This is a genomic window from Erythrobacter sp., from assembly GCF_024305245.1.
Classification (GTDB): Bacteria; Pseudomonadota; Alphaproteobacteria; order Sphingomonadales; family Sphingomonadaceae; genus Erythrobacter.
The window spans coordinates 1-20,133 of sequence record NZ_JAMWYX010000019.1 but is presented as its reverse complement, the minus strand read 5'-3'; the positions used below and the strand labels follow the sequence as shown (position 1 = coordinate 20,133).

Sequence of the window (20,133 nt, the reverse complement as noted above, 5' to 3'; positions counted from 1 at the left end):
TGGAAACTCGGCGCTTCACATCACCTGCGCAAGGTGGGGCCGGCACATCGCTTACAGAGCGCCGACGGAAGGGCTCACTAAGCTGTTCTCGCGCAAAGGCCTGAACTAAGCGGATCGAGGCGGAGATCGTGCTGTCCGCCGCTCCCCTTCATCGTCGGAACCGCCTCTCGCGCTTGGTCGTTACAACAAGATTATCGCCGGACACTTCGGCCGTCATTTATAATCTGTCGTATGAGCTCGAAACGGACATGCGATTGCGGATTGCCCACGCCGAAGATTGGGGCGTCACCGCAGACCTCGCGTAATTCAGAGAATCGCGGGTCGTCTTTCCGGTAACGATTGGGGCCAGCCCATGTCATGATTTCGCCCACGCGCGCGACCGTGGCTCCGGTCAGGCGATTCACCATTATCAGATAGCCTTCGCTGTCCCGCCCGAGACCGGTTTCGGCATGGAACCAGGCGAGATGTGGCGGGCCGTCGCGCTGCTCGACATGGAAGCAACCATCCTGAAGGAATATCCGCGCAGTTTGCGCAGCTTGTTGTTGCGCGCCGGTACGCTCCTTGGATGCTGGCCAGGTCCGAATTGCGTCTCTCGCACCGTTGCCGACCCGTGGTATGTCGAGTTCGGCCGTGAAACGGAAGCTGATGTGATCAGGTGCGATCCAGCGGTTCTCGGTGATCCAAGTCTCGAATGCTTGTTCTGAAATGCGCAGACTGAATGCCTCGATCGGCGCATCATGCCCTTCGCCGTTCCGCTCCCAAGCAGTGGCGAAATTCCTAGCGCGGAGGCGGGCGAGCCAGGTCTCTCCGACTTCTTTGGCATCGGCGGGGGGCGGTTCGCTCGCCGTTCTCACGCTTAGCTCAGGCTGAACTGGTTCCGACGCACTCAACATGGCCCCGTAATCCGGCGCAGGCGCGGACAATTGACTTTCGAAAGTCTCGTGTGTGGCTGTTGTATGCGCGCCTGATCCTGCGGGCACTTTTTCGGAAGCGAAATCCGCATCGCCACAGCCTGCCAGTGCAAGGAAACTGAAGCACACGAGTTTACGCATAAACAAAACTCATGCTCAGCGATATTCTCTCAAAAAGAGGCAAGCAAGACCTCATCGAAAAGAAAATCTCCGTCGAGTAAGCTTGACAATCAATCCGACAGGTCCTGCCCTCTCGCTCCTTCCATCAAAGCGACCTTGCACCAGCTTGCCTGTGAATTACGAAAGGCCAACAGCTTTTTCGCCGTGATCGCAGACCACATATATATATATGTTTCGCGGTGCCCGTAATCATCGGTGGCCAGCTCAAACTTCATCCGGTTCTTCGGGGAATCCTGATATTCCACCTTTGTGTCGCTCGCAAGTTGTTGGTTGCCGACGATTAGGGCTTGGCCACGTTCTGAGGCATTCCGCGGGTTCGAAGCGGTACTGACGAATGTCTCCGAAATCGTGCGCCCGGGTTCAGCTTGTTCGCTCCGCAACATCGAACGAGGCGAACCATGAGGTAATTTTGTGCTCGACGCTCCCTCGTTCTTCTGCGCTGCGAGGATCGTCTCCCCTTTTCCCGGATTGAGCGGGTTGCGAGAGCAGGAGACGAGACATACAGAGTTCCGGGGCGGCGGCTTGCGATGCTCCATCGAGGATCGGGCCTGAGGATCGGTGCTCGGATAACGCTCGTGATGCGACTTCCGTTCGACCGCCTGAAGAGCCTTAAAAATCGTTGACGGGTCTCCGCGACGCTATCAATCCTGCGTCACATGAAGGAACGCCTCGTTTTCGATCAGATCGAGCTCGACGCCACTGAACGGCGGGTATCGAAGTGTGGCAAAGCCGTGAAGCTGAGCGATCTGGGCTTTGATCTCCTATGGCATCTGGCTTGTCGCGCACCTGAGCCGGTCGCCAACCAGGAACTCGCCGAGGCCGTGTGGAAACAGTCGACGGTATCTGACGAAACGGTCGCGCAGCGAATCGCAATCATCCGCCGAGCGCTCGACGATGATGCGGATGATCCCAAGTTCGTGCGTACGGTGCGCGGGCGCGGTTATGCTTTTGCCGCCCGACCGGTGCAGGACATCGAGAAAGGCGATCTGCCCGCTGCAAACAGATCCAATCGCAGCGTCGGGAAATGGGTGGCAGCCTTTACCCTCGCGGTGCTCGTGCTCCTCGCCCTCGCTGCAGCACTGGTCTGGAGCAACCGACCTGAAATTCTTGTCGACCCGGAGAACGGAGCCTTGCGATTGGACAATGTCAGTCGCCCGCTTTCCTCACCCGCGACAGCGCTGGTAGATGGGCGCCCCGTTCTCGTTGCAGGGCTTGCCGAGTGGTCTGCGATTCGCAGCAATCCATCGGCGCTTGAAGTGATCTGCAAGCTGCGCCGCGACCGCTCCCAGTTTACGAACGACGTTGATCCAGAGTTACTCAAGTACCTCAACGATCCTGCGAAAGCGGCGGATTGTAACTAGCTCATAGTGCACTGGCACCGCGAGGCGAGTGACAGTGACAGGAGCTGGCGCGGCGATATGGCCGCTACGGGTATCGGCGGAATGCGGCGCTGCCACGCACGCGGGGTGGTCTGTGAAGCGCAAGCGGGTGGAGCGGATCTGGCAACGCGGGTATCACAGCGGCAGCCGACGCGCGCGGTCGGCTCTGGCTGTCGGACGGATCGTACATTCGGCTGAGGCCCGCGTGTCCGGGGCACGTCCGGGCCTGTGACTTAGTAGAACAGCAAACCCGTGATGGTCGCAGGTTTCCGGATCCTGGCGACCATACTCGATGCGAGCCGGGCCGCTCTCGTGAAACTCAGATGCCGGACGGAGGCATCGAGCACGCGCAAGCCCTTCGATGTCAGATACGGTCGCGTCACCCTGTTACCTGAAAAGCTTGTGGCGGGGGCTGCAACAGTTCGGGACCTCCGCCCTTCTTCTGACAATCTTGATCTCCGCCCCGGCCATGGCGAATGATCAGTCACTCTGCCCGGCGCAGAATGCCGCGCTGGCAAGTTCGTAGGTCAACCCTTTCCCCTGCCAAACTTCGCCAAACTCAAGATCGCCATTGTTCGTGAATGCGACGATAGTCCGGCCCAGTGCCGGCGCAATCACGCTGCGGACCTGAATACCGCCGAAGTGGCCGCGGCGCTCCACAAGCGCCACCTGCCCGTTACAGCCCTTAAGATTGGCTCTGAAGCTCCACGCGCCCAGTGCGACATAGCCCAGCTTCGGTTCGCCTTTCCACATTTCGGCAGTGCTCGTCTGACTGACGATCCGGTGTCCCATCAACGCCTGATTGAACCGGACAAGGTCGGACGCGCTGCCGACCAGCGCACCGGCGGCTCCCAAAGCAGCGAAGTTGATCGGCACGGCCGGCTTGCCAGCCTCGTAGCCGATCAGCCCGGTTCCGCCCGCAGGCTGATCTTCTTTGGCGAAACCGAGCGAGCGCAGCCCGAGCGGTCGCGCAACCTCGTTCCGGACAAGGGCCAAAAAGCGAGCGCCGTTCAGCCGCTCGAGAATGGCGCCTGCTACCTGAGTGTCGCAGTTGTTGTAAGAAAAGCCGGTCCCGGGCTCCGCCTTTGGCTGTCCCGAGCAGAAGCCGCGCGCACGCGCCGCATCTGACGTTCCTGCCCCGCGCTCCCTATAGAAACCGGGCACCTCATCAGACGTCAAAGGTGTTTCGATCGGGTTCGGGAGGCCAGAGGTGTGCTGAAGCAGGTGCCGGAGGGTTATACGATCCCCGGTCGGCCCGGTGAACTCAGGGAGAAGGCTTTTCACCGATGCCTCCAGCGACAGGCGGCCACGGTCAACTTCTCTCATAACCAGGGCTGCCGTCACTTGCTTGGTGACGGACGCCCAGGGCCAAACCTGCCCGACGCGGTGCGGTCGAGCAAGCGCACGGTCTGCCAAGCCGAGCGCACGTTGATACGTCACCTCATGCCGATCGCCGGCCGCTATCACGCCAGAGAAGCCCATCGCTTCCGCGGCAGCAACGGCTTTATCAAGCGTCGGGCCAGCCGTCGCAGACGCTGAGGGCAGCCCGAGACCAGCGAGGAGTGCAGCCTGCAAAACCATACGCATGTGTTTTGGTCTCCTCAAACAACTGCTCAGACGCGAAGCCTACCAACCGATTGAATTTTCGCAACGGCAAACCCACGAACGCCTATGGCCCCCTTCGTTCCCGACAACTCGCCCGGTTGGGGGTTCATCGCCGGCACCTTGAGAAAGAGCCGGATGGCGCGGTGCTCAAGGCGTACAAGGCTGCGGGCCTCGCTTGTCGCCCCCGGTAATATTGCAGGGTCCGTCGCCGCCAGTCACTAAACCGGCGGCTGCGCCATGGCCGGTTCGGGGGAACCGCCGGCTCCGCAGGCCAGCAGCGCCAGCGGGGGCCGCGCGCTAGAACGGCGACATCATGAAGTCTGCCAGCCGCTTGTCGCCGTCGAGCAACCCGACCAGTCGGTTCATCACCTCATCGCCGTTCGCACCGTTGGTCAGGATCACCGCGCCGCGCTTGCTGACGGGATCATAGAAGGCGAAAGTCTTTTCCCCGTGGTCGCCGCCGCTGTGTTCTACGATCGCGCGGTCGCCCCAGTCATGGACGAACCAGCCCAAGCCCCATCCCTCGTTAACCGGGCAGAAATCGGCCTTCTGCTCGCCCTGGCAGGCCGGTTTGTAGCTGTGGTAATGGCGAATGCTTCGTTGTTCCGCGCGCAGCGCGGGTGACACGGAATCCCCTTCCCAAACATCGAGCATGAAGCGCGCATACTCGCCCGCTGTGGTGCGCAGATCGTCGCTGGCGACCGGCTTGCGGTGGATGCTGTTATGAACCGCCTCGCCAGCCTTGTACGGGACGGCCAGATGGCCAATCCACTTATTGGCCATCGTATAGCCCGTGAGTTCCATACCGACGGGCTCGAAGACGAGCGCCCGGGCCAGAGCGTTCCAGTCCTCGCCCGCCGCCGCCTGCGCCGAGGCGAGCATCCATTCATAGCCTTCGCCTGAGTATTCAGTCTCGGTGTCCGGATCGCGGCTGAAGCGGAGCACACCTTCGGTCTGGTAACGCCAGTTGGTGAAGCCGGTCCGGTGGCGCATGACCAGCCGCGGCGTAAGGCGGCGCGCGCGGGGATCGTCCGCGACGTCCTCTTCCATGTGGTAATCGGCCAGCGTCATGTCGAGCGAGATGCGGCCCGCTTGCACCAGTCGCATAATCACCTCGGCGGTGATGGGTTTGGTCAGCGAGGCGCCATTGTACAGCGTCTGGTCATTGGCCGGAAAGCCCCAGCTCTGATAGCCGAAATGCCGGACGAACGCGATTTCGCCATTCTCGATATAGGCGATGCCGACACTGGGCACGTCGAACTGCGCCAGCCACAGCGGCGCCTTTTCGCGTACCGCCGCTTCCTTTTCCGCCGCGCTCGGCGGCGCGGGCGCATTGGCCGCCGCATGGGAGGGCTGAACCGCAAGGGCGATCGCCGCCGTCAACATCGCGGCGCGCAGGCTTCGCTTCATGAGTGAATCTCCAACTAGTGACCGAACGGAGCATTGCGGGAGACCGTGAAGTTTATCACCTGAAGCTTTTTGAAAGTTGCTGAAAGGCCGGGCAGCAGGCGCAATCTCGTAGAACCCCGAGCCCCCACATAGTTGCATCCGCCTCCGAATTCGGGATGTAACCGCATCCTTGGCTGGTTCGTCCAGTAAAGACCCCGGCAACGCGCCAGCGACGCCGCTGCAACGAGAGGCGCGATCTGGTCGGAGAGACCAGAGCGTTCCCGGTTCGACGGGGTCCTCGATGACGAGGCAACAGCCTGGCAGGCCCACAATCAGTACGGGCGGACCTTGAGTATCGGCGAAGGCAGAAGCGAGCGGTCGCAGATTGCCGTTTTCGCGGCGTAGCGCGCCGCTCTCCGGACCGGTGGCACACGGAAGCGGACGGATCACAGCGCGGCTCCGCACCGCTTCAGCGAGTTCCTGACCGAACAATGTCTCGGGAGATCGCGAGGGCAGTCGCCAAAGCAGGCCGAAATGTGAATCGCTCGTATCGACAAGCTCACCCGGTCGCCGCCTCGAACGAGCCGAAGCATCGAGCCAAACTTCACCGCCCCTCTCTCAATTCGCTGTCTATTGGCGTTCACTGGAATGAATGAAGCCGTATAAGGCGTTCGAGCGGTCTTCGCCGCCGGACTGGTAGAGCCGCTTGTAATCGGCGAGCCGATCGCCGCAGACAGAGGCCGACCCGGTTTTCGCACCAGTCATTTTGTAAAGCATGGCCGAATTGCCGCCGAGAATCGCATTCTTGAGCGGACCATCTGCCGCGCCAAGCTCCGGCCAACCAAATCTCTGACCCAGGTCCTCCGGCGTCTCAATCCGAAGCCCTGGCACCCCTCGACCACCGGCTAGGTCGAACGGATGAACCGGACGATCAAGGAAGCCACCGTCAGGCGCTTCTACTACGAGACCCACGACCAGTTGCGCGAGCACCTCGCCAACTTCGTGGCAGCCTGCAACTTCGCCGAATGACTGAAGACACTCAAGGGTCTGACGCCCTGCGAATGTATCTGCAAATGCTGGACAAAAGAGCGGAAGGGGTTCACTTCATACCCGCACCATCAAACACCGGAACCAAACATCTAGGCTCGTAGGATGCGATATTTGCTCACTGCCATTGCGACGTCGATCGGTCTACTCCTCTCGGCGTGCGTATCAACGCCACCTGAACCGGCTGCCCCGGTGCTTTCGGCGGTTGTTGAGGGAACAGGTAATCCTACGGTCGTGTTCATTCACGGAAACGGAAATGCAACTTCTGGTGACTGGCAAAGCATCGCTCCGCAAGTTGCAGAAATGGGTGTGCGGACCATGGTTTACGACCGCGCAGGCCATGGCGAGAGCGCGTTGTTTCCGACGCCCTATCGCCTGAAGAACGAAGCTGCTGCGCTTGACGCAACTCTGGTGTCCCATGGAATCAAGGGGCCAATCGTGCTGGTTGCGCACTCCTACGGCGAAGCCGTGGCCCAGCTTGTGGCAGCCTCTCGGCCCGATGTCGTTGGTGCTGTGTTCGTCGATGCTCTCATTCCTGGAACATTGACGGCTGATGTTGCTCAAGGTCAGATCGAGGAATTCGCCCCTCGTTTCGACAAGTTACGTGCACAGGCTCCGGAACTCGCCGCCGCCGTGATTCCCATCATTGAAGCGTTCCCCGAGACCGCATCGACTCTTGGAAAACTCTCCTGCGCACGGGACTTGCCAACGATCGTGGTCAGCGCTGAGCAAGGCAACTGGTCGCGACCGCAGGACATCGCTCACAGCAAGGCGGCAGTCTCTCGCTTCGTGCAGGGTTCGCAATGGCGCAGCGAGATGATAGCGACCAAAGAGTGGGCATCAGGTCATGAGAGATCGGCCAGATGTGGTTTTGGCCGCGATCAGATGGGTTATCAACGCATCGCCACGATAGCACGGCAGAAAAGACAACTGGCAGCTTCTTGCAGAAAATCCTATAAGCTAGCTGTTCATGTGTAAAGGTGACCACACGTCGAATTTAAATGCTGGTATAAAGTAATTCTCATCGGTTTTTATCAAAAGGGCGATCCTTTCTGAAGAAACCCGGCTTGCTGGACCAGCTCTTTAGAAAGGCACTATTACCACTGGTCACGCACGCCGTGATAAATGATCAATCAATCGGATTTTGGTCGCGACGCGGGAGCTTGGATTTTATCGGCGGCTTACCGGTATGCTGTGCTCAGCGGTCAGCCGCTACTCGCTCATACTTCACCAGGTCAGGGACATTCTCGGGAAGCGTGGTGGCGAGATTGTCAACATAGAATTCGGCGCGCTCAAAGTCTGCAGTGTCGATAATTCGCATAGGGAAACTATGCTGATGCGACCTTCCTTCAACGCGGAGATTAGTGCCATCCAGAAACACGAAGTTCATGCGGCCCTTGGCATCTATGCTGTCAAGCTGCAGTCTCGGCTGATTGCCTTGTGGGCAATAATGGGTGGCGAGCAGACGGTTGTCATCAAGATAGTAGATAGTCATGGACTCCCGGGTCGGGCTTAATTGCCGGGTTTCAACCAGCACGCTCCCGCCGGCGGTCAGCCGATAGTTAACACGATGGATTGGCCCGTTCGCCCATTGCCCCTGCCAGTCACCGACCAGACTTTTGAGCTTCTCGAACGCAACGGCTCCGTCGAGATCCTTTGCCGCTTCCCGGCCAACATCAATTGACACATTGGGAGTTTGTGCGGCAGCGCAAACAGAACTTTGCAAAGCACTGATGAAGGCACTAATGATCAGGGCTGCACAGTACTTCACGATGCTCTTCTCCTGTCGTGATTATCGTTGGCAGGATCAGGGTGAGTAATTACTTCGCAAAGGATACCCGGAACTGAGGCAAGGTGCGTCTGCGACAGGCATCTTCGGGCGTCAGCGTGGCGAAAAATGACCGGATGAAGATCACGGGGTGCTCTTCATATCATGGCTTCGCGCGAGCCACCGCTCGCGCGCGGCCTCGATCACCGACCAGTCGCCTTGTGCAGTCATGGCCGAGAAGCCCCGATCCGAGACGGAATCGTACACCACCAGTGATTTATAGGCGCCGTTGCTTCCGGTGTGCCACGCAAGGGGGCGCCCTTCGTGTATTTCGATCCTTCCTCCAAGTGCATAATTCTCGTCGGGGGTGAGCACAGTTTCCAAGGCTGCGATCGACGGTGCCGACAGCGATCCCTGGTAAGCGAAGCGCGAAAGCCTGATCAGGTCCGAAGGCGTCGATATCAGTCCTCCGGCGCATCGCAGAAATGCAGGAACCGGCATGACCGGCTCAGAGGGCTGCGCCACATCCTCCTTCGGTTGCCCTTTGAAGACTTCGCTGCTTTGCATCCCGGCGGGGACAAGGACCAGCTTCTCCAAGGCTACCGACAGAGGTTCTCCGGTCGCTTTTTCAATGGCGCGTTGCACCAGTATCCAGTTGACGAGATCGTAGGAAAAGCTCTCATCGGGGGAGAAAGCAAGCCGATCAGGAACGAAGCGCGAGATAGCCTCGGAAGTGTCCGCGATTGCCGTCGCGGCAGCGAAATCCGTTTCAATCGCGGGGGAAAGACCATCCATAAGCCCGCTGCGATTCGCCATGATCTGACGCAGGGTTGGCTGTCCGGAAGGGGCGCCCGCCAGCTCCGGTAACAGTGTCGAGACCGGTGCATCGATATTGACTTGCCCTGCATCGGATAGCCTCAGGACTGCGATCGTGCACATAAGCTTCGCAATCGATCCTGCCTGATAGCGCAAACCTGTGTTCGCATTGCCCGAACTCGCAAGGCGCCCCTCTGAAAATTCTGCATAGGCGAAGTTCGGGTCGGCAGCGGCGCAGCCTCCCTGGGAAAACAGAACAGCCGCCGCAATTGCGGCGCGGGCAACATCCGGAAGCAGTTTCAGCATGGCAGGAGATTGGCACAAGTGTACTGCCTTGGCAATACACCGGAAACGTCGAGGCCGTACGACATTTCGGAGCGGCTTGCCGGAAGTCCGGGCAATGACATTCGCCATAAGGTCACGGGCGAAGTTGCTGGACTTGCGTGCCAGCGCGATCCCCGGGCGAGCTTCCCGGGTGCTGACAAAATGGATGAACCAAACAAGATCGACCCTCTCCCAATTCGCTGTCTACCGTCGTTGACTGGAATGAATGAAGCCATAGAAGGCGTTCGAGCGGTCTTCGCCGCTGGACTGGTAGAGCCGCTTGTAATGGGCAAGCCGATCGCGGCGGACAGAGGCCGGCTCGGTTTTCGTACCGGTCATTTTGTAAAGCATGGCCGAATTGCCGCCGAGGATCGCATTCTTGAGCGGACCGTCTGCCGCACCAAGCTCCGGCCAGCCAAATTTCCGACGCAGGTCCTCCGGCGTTTCAATCCGACGAAAGGCTTCGATTTGCCACTGCGGCGAACCGTACCAGACCGCATCGGTGCCCCACAAGACGCGATCCGGTCCGAGTCCCTTCACCAGCGTCGCCATCATTCCCGCAGCAAGACGCGGATGACTGATCGCTGCAGAGCCGAACGACGTTCCGACATCAGCCCAGACGTTGCTTACCCCCCATTTCTGAGGGATTTCCGCAAGGTCGGTTACCCAGTCCATCCGGCCGGTCCGCTCGAATACTTCGATGAAGGCAGGGTCAAACATGACCGCGGGTCTCAGCGCCGCGTGGTATATGACAAAGTTGAGACCTGGCCAGTCGCGCGCTGCCTTGCCCACGTCGTCAACATTCGCATGCTGCCATGTCGGCAACTGCTCTTCGTAGCGCTGCGGCAACAGCCCCTTGTGGACGCAGATCGTGTTGATGCCCGCCTTCTGCATCTTCTCGTACGCCGGATAGACGAGCTCCTCGTCATCCATCCGCCATGCGAAACGTGACGGGCCCAGCGGATCTCCGATTGTATATCCCTTCCAGCTGATTGGCTTGTGCTCGGAAATGGCTTCCTCAATCTCCTCCAGCCACCCTGGCTGACCCGGGCGGAAAACAGCATGACCAAACAGGCGCTCGGAACCAGCAAGCTCATTGAAACGCCGAACGCTCTCGGCGATCTGCCTGTTTGTAAGGAACATCAATTCCGGCTTATCGGAGGTGGCAGACGAAACAATTCCGACGGCAGTGTCGGAATCAAGGTACACTTCCTTGGCGAAATTCTCGAACTTGAGATCATCCAGCGTGGGTCTCCGGTCGGGAAGTCCGCCAGCGCCCATCTGCCGGGCGGCAAAGCGAAGGCCGGTGACCCGCGGGTCAGGATAATCGTCGTGCACGAAGTGAAGATGACCATCGAACACAAACTGGTTCGCCAGCCGGTCTGACCGCTCGCGTGCTGCTGCGGGATCGATTGCCTCAGCCTTCGCGACGTTGAACAAATTACCGAACACGCTGTTCAGCGAGAGAAACGCAGCCGAAAGCCCAAGAGAGCTGCGAAGGAACCTCCGGCGATCCAGCCCCGCCAACCTCGAATATGCGTCCGCGTCCGCGGACAGACGCGCTTCGAGTTCGCGCTGCACGTCAGTCTGGGGCGGAGGCGTATACTCCCCATTGGAGATGACACGGGTCGGGATCGGAAACTGAAACTCTGGATCGGTGAGCAGGCGAGCCTGATCGCCTTCGGAAAGCCACATGATCATGTCCTTCTGTAGCTCCGCTGCGTTGTTGCTCCTCACGATTCACGCTCATTCACCGGGCGCTCTGCCGGCAGACGCCCATCAGCCACCAACAGCAGCATCGTGAAACCGGGGCTGACCTGTCAGGATGGTGATTTCGCCAATGAGGAGCATGGATCAGAGCCTCACCCGATCTTCAGCTGCCAGATATAGCGGGTGCTCAGGGCGAATATCGAAGGCTTCGTACCAGCCATCGATATTGCGGACCACGCCATTCACGCGAAACTCTCCGGGCGGATGATAGGAACTTGCCATGTATTCCCGCAGGGCACCAGGCTTCCAGACCGTGCGAAAGCTTTGCGCGTAAGCCAGAAAAAACCGCTGCTTGACCGTGAAGCCGTTGCTGTCAGTCCCCTGCTGTTCGGGATGGTCGGCGAGATATTCGTCAAGGGCCTGCTCAGCCAGCTTCATACCAATCAGATCGCCAATCGCTTCCCCCATCACTTGCTCAGGTTTCATCACGGCGCCGGGGATCGGCTCCCAAACTGCGATTTGCTCGGCCAACTTTGCAACCTCAGCGTCGTAGCGTGCACGCGTTTCGGTGCTCCACCAGGGCCGAAGCACACCGTCGGGATCGAACTTCGCGCCCTGGTCATCGAAGCTGTGCCCAATTTCGTGACCCACGACGAAGCCGCCGGCGAACCATTGTGCGGGATCGTTGCTCTCCAGTGCCCTTCGGATGACGGCGGCAGAAACAGTGAGCGCCCGCTGATCGGGAGAATTGGCAGCATCGACCGTGTAAGGTTGTATGCCATACCAGTATTCCGGCGGCAGCGGTGTGCCGACGCCGCGGAATTCATTCATGCGCGCGGCCAGTATCAGTGCGCGGACCGACTGATAGAGATCGTCCGATACTGCATCCTCGGGCACAGACGGATAACGATCAGGAGCGCCAATCTTCAGGGTGAAGCCCTCCAGCTTTTTCAGTGAGAGCGCACGGGTTTGTTCATCAAGCCATTCGGCATCGGCAAGCCATGAGCGAGTCGCCGCGATCAGAGCTTTTCCAAGCGCTTCGGACCTGTCGCGATCTTGCCTCGGAAAGTTCGCATCGACCCACAAGCGCGCCAGATCACCGCCCAGATGCTGGGTAATCGTGCGGCGCGCTCTCGCTTCTGCGGGGCTGCGTTCGCCCACACGTGCAACCCACTCAAGGAAGAAGCGCTCTGCCGGAATGCGGAGATCCGGCTGCAGGTAAGTCCAGTGATTGTTCACCCAGTGGAACGCCAGATAGTCTTTCAACACCTCCAACGGGGTCTCCCCGACCAGGCGCGCCGCGGCCTGGACCCCGCTGTTCTGACGAAGAATAACAGACCGGGGGTCGGTTGCCCCCATCGCATCGAGGAACGTGACCCAGTCGAAACCCGGAGCGTAAGCTTGCAGGGCTTCGAAAGTCATTGGTGTGTAATTGAGCGTCCGATCGCGCCGGCGGGCTTCATCCCACATGGCCGCCGCCAATGCTGTCTCAAACCGCACGATCGCATTGGCCCGACCTTGGGAACCGTCATAGCCGATTCGTTTGAAGGTATCAGCGACATAATCGCGATAGGCACTGCGCATGCCAACCTTGTCATCAGCCAGGTAAGCATCGCGATCCGGAAGACCAAGGGCACCCTGATGGAAGAACTCCTGGTCAATCGTTATTTCACGGCGCGAAGGATTACCGGGATCGATCCAGACATAGGCTCCGACAATGCTGTGGGAGAACGGGTCTGCCATGAATAGGGCGACTTGCTCGCGTGTCGCAATGGAACTGATTTCAGCGAGGCCATCCTTGACGCGCTGCTGGCCCGAGAATGATGCGCCATCGCCCTGAAGGTAAGCCTGATAAAGCGTTGCGACTCGCCACGCCGGGGTGCCCGGCGGGGATTCCGACGCGATCGCATCGCGTATTATCCGCTCAAGGACTTTCCCCGTCTCAACAGCTTCGACATTCGGACCACTGAGAAAAGCGCGGTCAGCAGGAACTTGTGCCGTGTCGAGCCACTGGCCTTTTGGCATAGTGGTAGAAACTGGCTCCCGGGTCGATAGAGCGATCCAGGATCGCCGCTTCAACGGCAGAGTTCCCATCGCTCGAGGGAGCCGAGGCGCCCGACGCGCTGCTCATGATCAGGAGGGGCGCACTCAGCAGTCCGTACAGGAATCTCATCCGCGCACACTCGCGGGGATTACGCGGCGGAAGAGGAAAACCCTTCCACGAGGCGTTCACGTTGCTTGACTACATACGCAATCGCATTCCGCAGCCAGTCGTGCAACGAGCGAGCAGGTCGTTCATCCATTATCCCATGCCGTCTGCAGCAAACTTTGTCGTAGGGCGTGCTACGCCTGAGCAAATTGCACAATGCCTCATCGCATTGTGGTCGGTGACATCTCCTTCATGACGATGATCGCGTCCAAAGCTGAACCCCAGTCTCCACTGGTCGGACGATGGCCAAGAGCTCTTGATGTCGTTCGTTCGCCGGGCGTCAGAAATACGATGGCGCCAGGCGCATCTTGCATCTTCGAAGTTGCCTCAAACTCGATTGTTCCCGGTTCCGCATCGGCAAGTGGCACCTCTTCTCCCGCAAAGATCCGCCCGTAGACACCCCCGGACGCGCTGAATGCAATGCGATAGAGGTCATGTTTGCTGTCACGAGATCTTACGTACTGCTCGCCTGCCGATTCGAAATGATCGATTGCGAATTCATCGAGTAATTGCCGATCTCCCATCAGGTGTGACGTGGCGCCCCAGACGATGACCTTGCGATCCTTATAGTACCGATCGGTCAAAAATTGAAGATTACTGGCCATGAGCTCTTCACGCTTCAGAAAATCGGTATCGCTAAGGCCGCCATCTATAATCTTCTTGAAGTAATCCACCGAGTATGAAAGATTTTCAAAAACATAGCACCAGACATCTGCATCGCTCTTATCACTCGTTCTGAGAAGCTGGCACGCTGATGCTGCGTCGGCTGCGAAGCGTGGCGCGTCGAGTTCGACAAGCCCTTGCCGACCCTCTTGCCGAATGAGGGCAACACCGCTCGCGATCCGCCGGAATGGGTCAGGATCGATGTCCAGATCGTCCGCGAGATGAAAGATTTTCATGATCAGTACCTGCGGCCGGGCGCCGCTTAGCTGCATGTCGAAGCCGCCCAGATCCATCCGAGTGGCGGCCAGGACGGTGCCGAGATCATCGATCTCGTTGGTCGCCGCCCAGATCGGGAAGAGTGCATCCCGTAAAGCGAGGTCAACGTTCTCGCCGTTTGCGATCCGATGGTTTGCAGCGAACATGTCCGCTGCGCCGCTTTCAAAAAGGAGCACATCATAGCCATGCCGCTCATGAAGGTACTTCACGATTCGCGCCTTGAGTTTCAGGGTTGTCCCGTCACCGTGCGTTGCCTCGCCGAGGAACACGATGCGCTTGCCGGACAGCTGATCACCGAGTGCCTCGAGATCCGAGAAATGATTGCATTCGATGTCGAGGCAATCGAGAGCAGCGTAGTTGCGCGCGTTTGCAGGTGCAAAAATGAAAAAGAGTGCAACCAGACAAAGCAGTACTCTCATGACTGTCAAAGCCTTGTCCTGTTCGAGCCAAAGGTGAGCAGATTTCAATGCACAACCCTGCTCATCATTTCCAGGCCTCGCCCACTTCGCGAGCCGCCGCCGCAATCGCTGCATCGCGGTCTGCAGCCGTTGCGCGCGAGTGACCAAGAAACGCAGCTATCGCAATTGTCGTGCCATTGGGTCTTGTGAGGATGCCAACATCGTTCGTTACCGCATTGACCCCTAAGGAATCGTGGCTTGTTCCGGTCTTGTGAGCGACGGCCCAACCGTCTGGCGCTCCGGCGCGAAGCCGGGTCGGGAACGTCTTCGTCCGCTTCAACACTTCAAGGAAATGCTCGGTAGATGATGGCGACAGGATTTCGCCGCGCGCCAGGCGGTCAAGGAATGTAGCCATTGCGAGCGGCGTCGCCGTGTCTCTCTCGTCCCTGAGATAGGCCGCAAACGCAGAACGCTGTTCATCATGAGACAGGCGCGCGCGAGCAGCCTGGAGTTCAAGCGGATCAACGAACTCTGGCTGCCAGGTTACTCCGCTTATTTCCGTTTGCAGGTGCCGTTCATCACGGTCGATGCGCAGGCCTTCGGCAACACCGCTTCGCACGAGAAAGTCGCGGATCGCCTCAGATCCGCCAAGCCTTGCGAAAAGGTAGTCTGTAGCTGCGCTGTCGCTTTGCGTGACCGCGCGCTCGACGAGATCTCCTATCGTCGTCCGGAATTCGCCGTCTTTTCTGACAATCCGGGCGAGGGGCTGTACGTGCAGACTGAGATCCTCTTCGCGCAGGACAACCTTATCGGTCAACCGCCAGCCGCGTTGATCAACTGCTTCCATCACAGCCGCACCGACAACGAGCTTCATCACGCTCTGGAGGGAAAATCGAATATCTCCATTGACGCAGGCAAGCCTGTGCCCGCTCTCAAGCGCGCAAACGCCGAGCTTGCCGTCGACTTTTTGTGCGAGCAACTCCAGCCGGTGCCTGAGACTGGCGTCTTCCTGCGTATGAGCAAACGTTGGCGTAGCGCAGAACGTCGCCATGAAGAACATTGGCGCTATCGCGGTCGACAAGGTCACAGATTTCATTGCCGTTTGTCCCTTTTCCAGCCTCATGGAAGCCTTCCTGATTGTCGTTCTCAGTCGGCCCTGTAGTTCGGTGCAACAAAGCATAAGTTCGAATTCCTGTCTGCGCGGCGATGTGTCATCCGGCGGAGATCAGGATGACCGCTTACGGTCCCGCATTCGTCATGACAGGCCAGCCACGAGCTCACGACAGCACAGGTGTGATTGACTGCAGCTTTCCCTGACGATCAGGCTGGTTTCAAGCCGCTCTGAAATCGCCGGCCCGTCGCCCCGGTCGATCAGCCTGGAGACCAGCACCTGGCCCGCAAGGTTCGCATCCTGATCGATGGTGGTGAGCTGCGGGCTGACGAGCCAGGCGGCGGTGATGTTGTCGTAGCCGACCACCGAGACATCGCCGGGAACGTCGAGTCCCGAACGGGTCAGTGCGCGGATCGCGCCGATGGCGATCAAGTCGGATGCGGCGAAGACCGCGTCGAAGGCAGGCCCGCGGGCAATCGCGCTGCGGGTTGCGGCCTCGGCGGAATGGACCTCGAAATGGGCCGGCACGATCAGGCTCTCGTCGAGCGGCAGCCCCGCCTGCGCCAAGGCTTGGCGGTAGCCGCGGCTGCGCTGCTCTGCCTCGGGCGCCTCGGTGTCGCCGAGGAACAGGATGCGCTTGCGGCCCAGCCGGGCGAGATGCGCCGTCGCGCGCCGACCGCCGGCCACATTGTCCGATCCGATGGCGCAATATTGTGCATCGGGAAACTCCGCGCCCCACACCACGAAGCGGCTGTCCCGCGCGGCGAGCGCGTTAAAGGCGTGGTGCAACGAGGACTGGCCGATGAAGATCACCCCCTTCGCACGGCTGGTCGACATCGCGTAGTCGAGATCGTCGGCCGCCCGCGGTGAGAGGTGGCTGATGAGGAGGTCGGCATTGCGCTCGCGCGCGGCCTCGGCGATTCCGGCAAGCAGTTCGAGGAAGAAAGGGTCGGATACCCGGCTGTCGCGTGCCTGCGGGGCGGGAACGACGACCGCGATGGTCGCATCCGCTCCGCTCGGCCCGGCAGGCATCGAGGCGCGGAACTCGTAGTCGTACGCCCGGGCGATCTGCCAGATCGCCTGCTTGGTGCGGCGCTTGACCGAGGGGCTGTCATTCAGGGCACGGCTGACTGTCGCGACTGACACTCCGGCTTCGCGGGCAATATCAGCAAAGGTGACGCGGCGTCCGCGGAGTAGATCGTCCGAATTCATGCCGCCGAGTCTTCATTCCTGATATGCATTTGCCAATCATTAAGAATGAAAATCCATCATTATCGAAAGCAAGAGGCGAGAAGACCACAGATTGTTTACAGTATGATACTCATGGATTCACACCTTTGTAAAATATCACGAAGCGAATGTTCAGGCTTGATAGAGAACAAATTCATTGTACGATTGTCGATGAGGCTGATTTGAGAATGAGTGCCTCTCATTCCGGATGCCAAGAGAGAGGATTTGAGTTTCTTGGATATACCGCAGTCGGGGTGGCGAGCCCCCTGTCTGGCAGGTTGCCCATGCCCGGCACCACTCTCGGCCCTGATCCGTCCAAGACATCGATTTTGGAGAGAAAGGCCTTGCTGCGTGTCCGCCTCGCTACCGTCACCGGATCGCTATCAGAGCGCAGGGCAGACCGGTCCGCCGAGTCGCGATAACAGGAAAGCAAATCATGAATAGCACGACGCGAAAGCCGGTTTGGGCATCGCCGCTTGTAGCGGCAGTAATCTGGTTGTCGGGATGCGGACCCGATGACGCTTTTTCACCGCCGCCGCCGCCACCGCCGGCCTTGACGTCGTTCGAGGCTATGGAACAAGCGATCGGCCGCGGGACGTATGGCGATATAAGGGCCGTAATCGTCCAGAAAAGCGATACGAGGCTATACACCAATTATTTCTCCGGCGCCGCGTCATCCGAGCGAGTGGATGTCCGATCCGTGGGCAAATCAATAACTGCGCTGGCGGTCGGTAAGGCGCTCGAACAGGGGGCCTTGCCGAGTCTGGATCTGCAAGTCTGGGACTACCTGATCGGCGACCGGAAAGTGGCCAACGACTCCAGGGCCAAGCGCGAGATCACCGTGCGCGACCTTCTTTCGATGTCCTCAGCGCTCGATTGTAATGACTGGATCAGCAAAAGCCCCGGGAACGAGGAGCGCATGTATGATCGTCGGAACTGGACAGCATTCGCTCTGGATCTGCCGACCGATCCAATGTTTCAACGCAGACCCGATGGTCAGGGGCGCTTCTCCTATTGTACGGCAGGTGTATTCCTTCTGGGAAGAGTCGTTGAGAAAGCCACAGGCGAACGTTTCGATGCTTTCGTTCAGGCGGAAATCTTCGAACCAATGCAGATTTCGGATGTCCGATGGCGCGTCTCACCGGCTGGTGAAATCCAGAGCGGGGGACAGATTGAGATGCGGCCCGAGGATCTGCTGCGGATCGGCCAGATGATCATGGCTGGCGGTGAATTCGCGGGACAGCAGGTGGTGGAAACCGACTGGCTGCGGGAGATGATGAAACCTCGCAACGGCGTGGCGGAAGACATGGATTACGCTTACCTCTGGTGGACTCGCAACTTCCGCTCAGGTTCTGACGTGAAAATCGCCGGCGCATTCATGTCCGGTAACGGCGGCAATATCGTGCTGCTGTTACCTGCACTTGACACTGTGATTGTCATCGCTGCAGAAAATTACAATCAGGACGACGCTTTCGCAAATAGTATATTCATAGTTGAGAAATATTTGATTCCAGAACTCATTCGCTCTGAAAATTAAAGAGGAACATCCGAAGAATTATTTGGTTGCTCTCTCCAATGATCGTTTAAGGCCATGCAAGTAGGAGCGACCTATCGGGACGCGCTCTCCGGTTCTCAAAACAGCGCACCAGGCGCCATGCCCGATATGTCTCAGCTGCTCGATCTCCTGGAGAGGTACGGCATGCGATTTGTGCACACGCATCATTCCGAATTGTCCTGCCTCCCTCGTCAGGCCTTCGAGAGTTCCCGATACAAGCAGACTGGCCTTTGTCGTGTGTACCCGCACGAAGTCCCGCTCTGCCTGCAAGCGTATGATGTTCGTAACCGGGATCTGGTGCAGTTCCCCTCCGGATCCGAGCCACAGACACGGTGCGCTGGTCGCCGGGTTAGCCAACACTTGTGAAGTCAGACTTCCGAGAGCACGATCGAGCTTTCTGCGGTCAACCGGTTTAAGAAGGTAGCCGGCCGCCAGAACATCGAAGGCGCGCAGCGCAAAGCGATCATAGGCCGTGACAAAGATCACGCGAAGCTTCATGTGGCGCCGGGATATTGCCTCGGCGAGGTCAAGGCCGTTCATGCCCGGCATCTGGATGTCGAGAAAAATCAGATCCGGTGCAAGCTCGTCGATGAGCATGAGGGCTTCATCGCCAGAGGAGGCAGTTCCGATCACGCTGACTGCCGAACTCTCTTCGAGCAGGGCAGACAGTCGGCGTATTGCTGCTGGTTCATCATCGACGAGCACCGCACGCAACACAGTCACCGTAACTCCATCCCGGAAGCGGAGTTCACCTTTGCTGCAGGAAATCGGATGATCGCTTCGAACCTGCCGGGTGCCTTCGTCGTCACGAAAGTCGCCGCCGGACCATAGAACAGGTTCAGGCGCTCCTTTATGTTGGCATGTCCTATGCCGTAACCTGAAGTTGATTTCGCATTGCCCGACTCATCCATATCATTCGCAAAACTTATCACCACCTCGGAACCTTGCCGCTCTGCCTTGATCGAGACGGTCATGGCGCCACTTGTGAGAAGACCGTGCTTGATCGAATTCTCCGCAAGTGGCTGCGTGATCAGGAGCGGGACGAGTTCGTTCCTGACTGCATCATCGCAGCGATATTCGACATTCAGGCGACCTTCGAAACGCCGTGCTTCGAGGCCGAGATAGATTTTTTGCCACTCCAGTTCCTGGCTGAGTGCGACACTGTCCGAGTGTCGCTCATCGAGCATCATGCGCAACATGTCCGCGAGGTCGACGATTGTCTGATCGGCTTCGTCCTTCCGATCGTCCATGATCAGCGCCGCGAGCAGGTTCAGCGTATTGAAGAGAAAGTGAGGGTTGAGCTGATAGCGCAGTGCCCTCATCTCTGCCTCGTGGGATGCTTGTGCCGCCCTCGCTGCGGCATGATGAGCCGCCCTGGTACGCGCTATGGCAAGCAGTGCCGCATAACTGAGCGTCCAGCCGGCGAAGAAGAAGTACCAGGTGAAAGCTGCATCGATCGTGGAATAGAGCATCACCTGTTCGGCGCCCCAGCGTTCGATGTAGCTGCGCGAAGCCGCCGTTGGCTGGAATGCGTAGAACACCAGCCAGTTGACCCATGCATA

16 protein-coding genes and 2 pseudogenes are annotated in these 20,133 nt (G+C 59.0%); 5 read left to right on the top strand and 13 right to left on the bottom strand.

Features of this window, described 5'->3' with window-relative positions; all coding sequences use genetic code 11:
• Positions 1-191 precede the first annotated feature (191 nt).
• Positions 192-1,052 (bottom strand): hypothetical protein, encoded by an 861-nt coding sequence (locus tag Q0L48_RS16445; protein ID WP_296722759.1) that lies wholly within the window; start codon positions 1,050-1,052, stop codon positions 192-194.
• An 89-nt stretch (positions 1,053-1,141) separates the two neighbouring features.
• Entirely contained in the window at positions 1,142-1,627 is a 486-nt protein-coding gene (locus Q0L48_RS16440; RefSeq protein ID WP_296722758.1) for a hypothetical protein, read from the bottom strand.
• Positions 1,628-1,747: 120 nt separating this feature from the next.
• On the opposite strand from Q0L48_RS16440, the gene Q0L48_RS16435 reads away from it, so the two are divergent.
• Both Q0L48_RS16435 and Q0L48_RS16430 read left to right on the top strand, forming a co-directional pair.
• Positions 1,748-2,452 carry a winged helix-turn-helix domain-containing protein gene (locus Q0L48_RS16435; protein ID WP_296722756.1) on the top strand — a complete coding sequence of 235 codons (705 nt, stop codon included), beginning with the start codon at positions 1,748-1,750 and terminating at the stop codon, positions 2,450-2,452.
• A gap of 44 nt (positions 2,453-2,496) precedes the next feature.
• Positions 2,497-2,773, top strand: a pseudogene (locus Q0L48_RS16430) (IS3 family transposase); the annotation flags it as partial.
• Between the two features lie 177 nt (positions 2,774-2,950).
• On the opposite strand, the gene Q0L48_RS16425 reads toward Q0L48_RS16430, so the two are convergent.
• Complete coding sequence (locus tag Q0L48_RS16425) at positions 2,951-4,057, bottom strand: serine hydrolase (RefSeq protein ID WP_296722755.1); 1,107 nt, start codon at positions 4,055-4,057, stop codon at positions 2,951-2,953.
• A 315-nt stretch (positions 4,058-4,372) separates the two neighbouring features.
• Complete coding sequence (locus Q0L48_RS16420) at positions 4,373-5,461, bottom strand: serine hydrolase (protein ID WP_296722753.1); 1,089 nt, start codon at positions 5,459-5,461, stop codon at positions 4,373-4,375.
• 891 nt (positions 5,462-6,352) lie between these two features.
• Here Q0L48_RS16420 and Q0L48_RS16415 point away from each other — a divergent pair.
• Positions 6,353-6,607, top strand: a pseudogene (locus Q0L48_RS16415) (IS481 family transposase); the annotation flags it as partial.
• An 18-nt stretch (positions 6,608-6,625) separates the two neighbouring features.
• A complete protein-coding gene (locus Q0L48_RS16410; protein ID WP_296722752.1) occupies positions 6,626-7,489 on the top strand; it encodes an alpha/beta fold hydrolase in 864 nt (287 codons plus the stop codon).
• A 220-nt stretch (positions 7,490-7,709) separates the two neighbouring features.
• Here the strand turns inward: Q0L48_RS16410 and Q0L48_RS16405 are convergent, their stop codons facing one another.
• From Q0L48_RS16405 to Q0L48_RS16375, 7 genes are all read right to left on the bottom strand, one after another.
• The gene (locus Q0L48_RS16405) at positions 7,710-8,282 is read right to left on the bottom strand and encodes a hypothetical protein (protein ID WP_296722750.1); all 573 of its coding nucleotides are present in this window, start codon (positions 8,280-8,282) and stop codon (positions 7,710-7,712) included.
• A gap of 141 nt (positions 8,283-8,423) precedes the next feature.
• Positions 8,424-9,401, bottom strand: a complete 978-nt coding sequence (locus tag Q0L48_RS16400) for a serine hydrolase (protein ID WP_296722747.1) — start codon at positions 9,399-9,401, stop codon at positions 8,424-8,426.
• Between the two features lie 222 nt (positions 9,402-9,623).
• Positions 9,624-11,114 carry an amidohydrolase family protein gene (locus Q0L48_RS16395; protein ID WP_296722745.1) on the bottom strand — a complete coding sequence of 497 codons (1,491 nt, stop codon included), beginning with the start codon at positions 11,112-11,114 and terminating at the stop codon, positions 9,624-9,626.
• Between the two features lie 159 nt (positions 11,115-11,273).
• Entirely contained in the window at positions 11,274-13,154 is a 1,881-nt protein-coding gene (locus Q0L48_RS16390; protein ID WP_296722743.1) for a M13 family metallopeptidase, read from the bottom strand.
• 345 nt (positions 13,155-13,499) lie between these two features.
• Entirely contained in the window at positions 13,500-14,696 is a 1,197-nt protein-coding gene (locus Q0L48_RS16385; protein ID WP_296722742.1) for an erythromycin esterase family protein, read from the bottom strand.
• A 64-nt stretch (positions 14,697-14,760) separates the two neighbouring features.
• Positions 14,761-15,798 (bottom strand): class A beta-lactamase, encoded by a 1,038-nt coding sequence (gene bla / locus Q0L48_RS16380; RefSeq protein ID WP_296722740.1) that lies wholly within the window; start codon positions 15,796-15,798, stop codon positions 14,761-14,763.
• 132 nt (positions 15,799-15,930) lie between these two features.
• Entirely contained in the window at positions 15,931-16,998 is a 1,068-nt protein-coding gene (locus Q0L48_RS16375) for a LacI family DNA-binding transcriptional regulator (RefSeq protein WP_296722738.1), read from the bottom strand.
• A 454-nt stretch (positions 16,999-17,452) separates the two neighbouring features.
• Here Q0L48_RS16375 and Q0L48_RS16370 point away from each other — a divergent pair, with 454 nt between their 5' ends.
• On the top strand, positions 17,453-18,553 hold the full coding sequence (locus Q0L48_RS16370) for a serine hydrolase (protein WP_296722737.1): 1,101 nt from the start codon (positions 17,453-17,455) through the stop codon (positions 18,551-18,553).
• 18 nt (positions 18,554-18,571) lie between these two features.
• On the opposite strand, the gene Q0L48_RS16365 is transcribed toward Q0L48_RS16370, so the two are convergent.
• The gene (locus Q0L48_RS16365; protein WP_296722735.1) at positions 18,572-19,294 is read right to left on the bottom strand and encodes a LytTR family DNA-binding domain-containing protein; all 723 of its coding nucleotides are present in this window, start codon (positions 19,292-19,294) and stop codon (positions 18,572-18,574) included.
• A partial coding sequence (locus tag Q0L48_RS16360; RefSeq protein WP_296722734.1) for a sensor histidine kinase occupies positions 19,291-20,133 on the bottom strand: 843 nt, incomplete at its 5' end. The genes Q0L48_RS16365 and Q0L48_RS16360, both read right to left, overlap by 4 nt.

Coding starts and splice junctions, on each gene's coding strand:
- Q0L48_RS16445 (WP_296722759.1), bottom strand. CDS start 1,052: ATGCGTAAACTCGTGTGCTTCAGTTTCCTTGCACTGGCAGGCTGTGGC.
- Q0L48_RS16440 (WP_296722758.1), bottom strand. CDS start 1,627: ATGGAGCATCGCAAGCCGCCGCCCCGGAACTCTGTATGTCTCGTCTCC.
- Q0L48_RS16435 (WP_296722756.1), top strand. CDS start 1,748: ATGAAGGAACGCCTCGTTTTCGATCAGATCGAGCTCGACGCCACTGAA.
- Q0L48_RS16425 (WP_296722755.1), bottom strand. CDS start 4,057: ATGCGTATGGTTTTGCAGGCTGCACTCCTCGCTGGTCTCGGGCTGCCC.
- Q0L48_RS16420 (WP_296722753.1), bottom strand. CDS start 5,461: ATGTTGACGGCGGCGATCGCCCTTGCGGTTCAGCCCTCCCATGCGGCG.
- Q0L48_RS16400 (WP_296722747.1), bottom strand. CDS start 9,401: ATGCTGAAACTGCTTCCGGATGTTGCCCGCGCCGCAATTGCGGCGGCT.
- Q0L48_RS16395 (WP_296722745.1), bottom strand. CDS start 11,114: ATGTGGCTTTCCGAAGGCGATCAGGCTCGCCTGCTCACCGATCCAGAG.
- Q0L48_RS16390 (WP_296722743.1), bottom strand. CDS start 13,154: ATGCCAAAAGGCCAGTGGCTCGACACGGCACAAGTTCCTGCTGACCGC.
- Q0L48_RS16385 (WP_296722742.1), bottom strand. CDS start 14,696: ATGAGAGTACTGCTTTGTCTGGTTGCACTCTTTTTCATTTTTGCACCT.
- bla (WP_296722740.1), bottom strand. CDS start 15,798: ATGAGGCTGGAAAAGGGACAAACGGCAATGAAATCTGTGACCTTGTCG.
- Q0L48_RS16375 (WP_296722738.1), bottom strand. CDS start 16,998: ATGAATTCGGACGATCTACTCCGCGGACGCCGCGTCACCTTTGCTGAT.
- Q0L48_RS16370 (WP_296722737.1), top strand. CDS start 17,453: ATGAATAGCACGACGCGAAAGCCGGTTTGGGCATCGCCGCTTGTAGCG.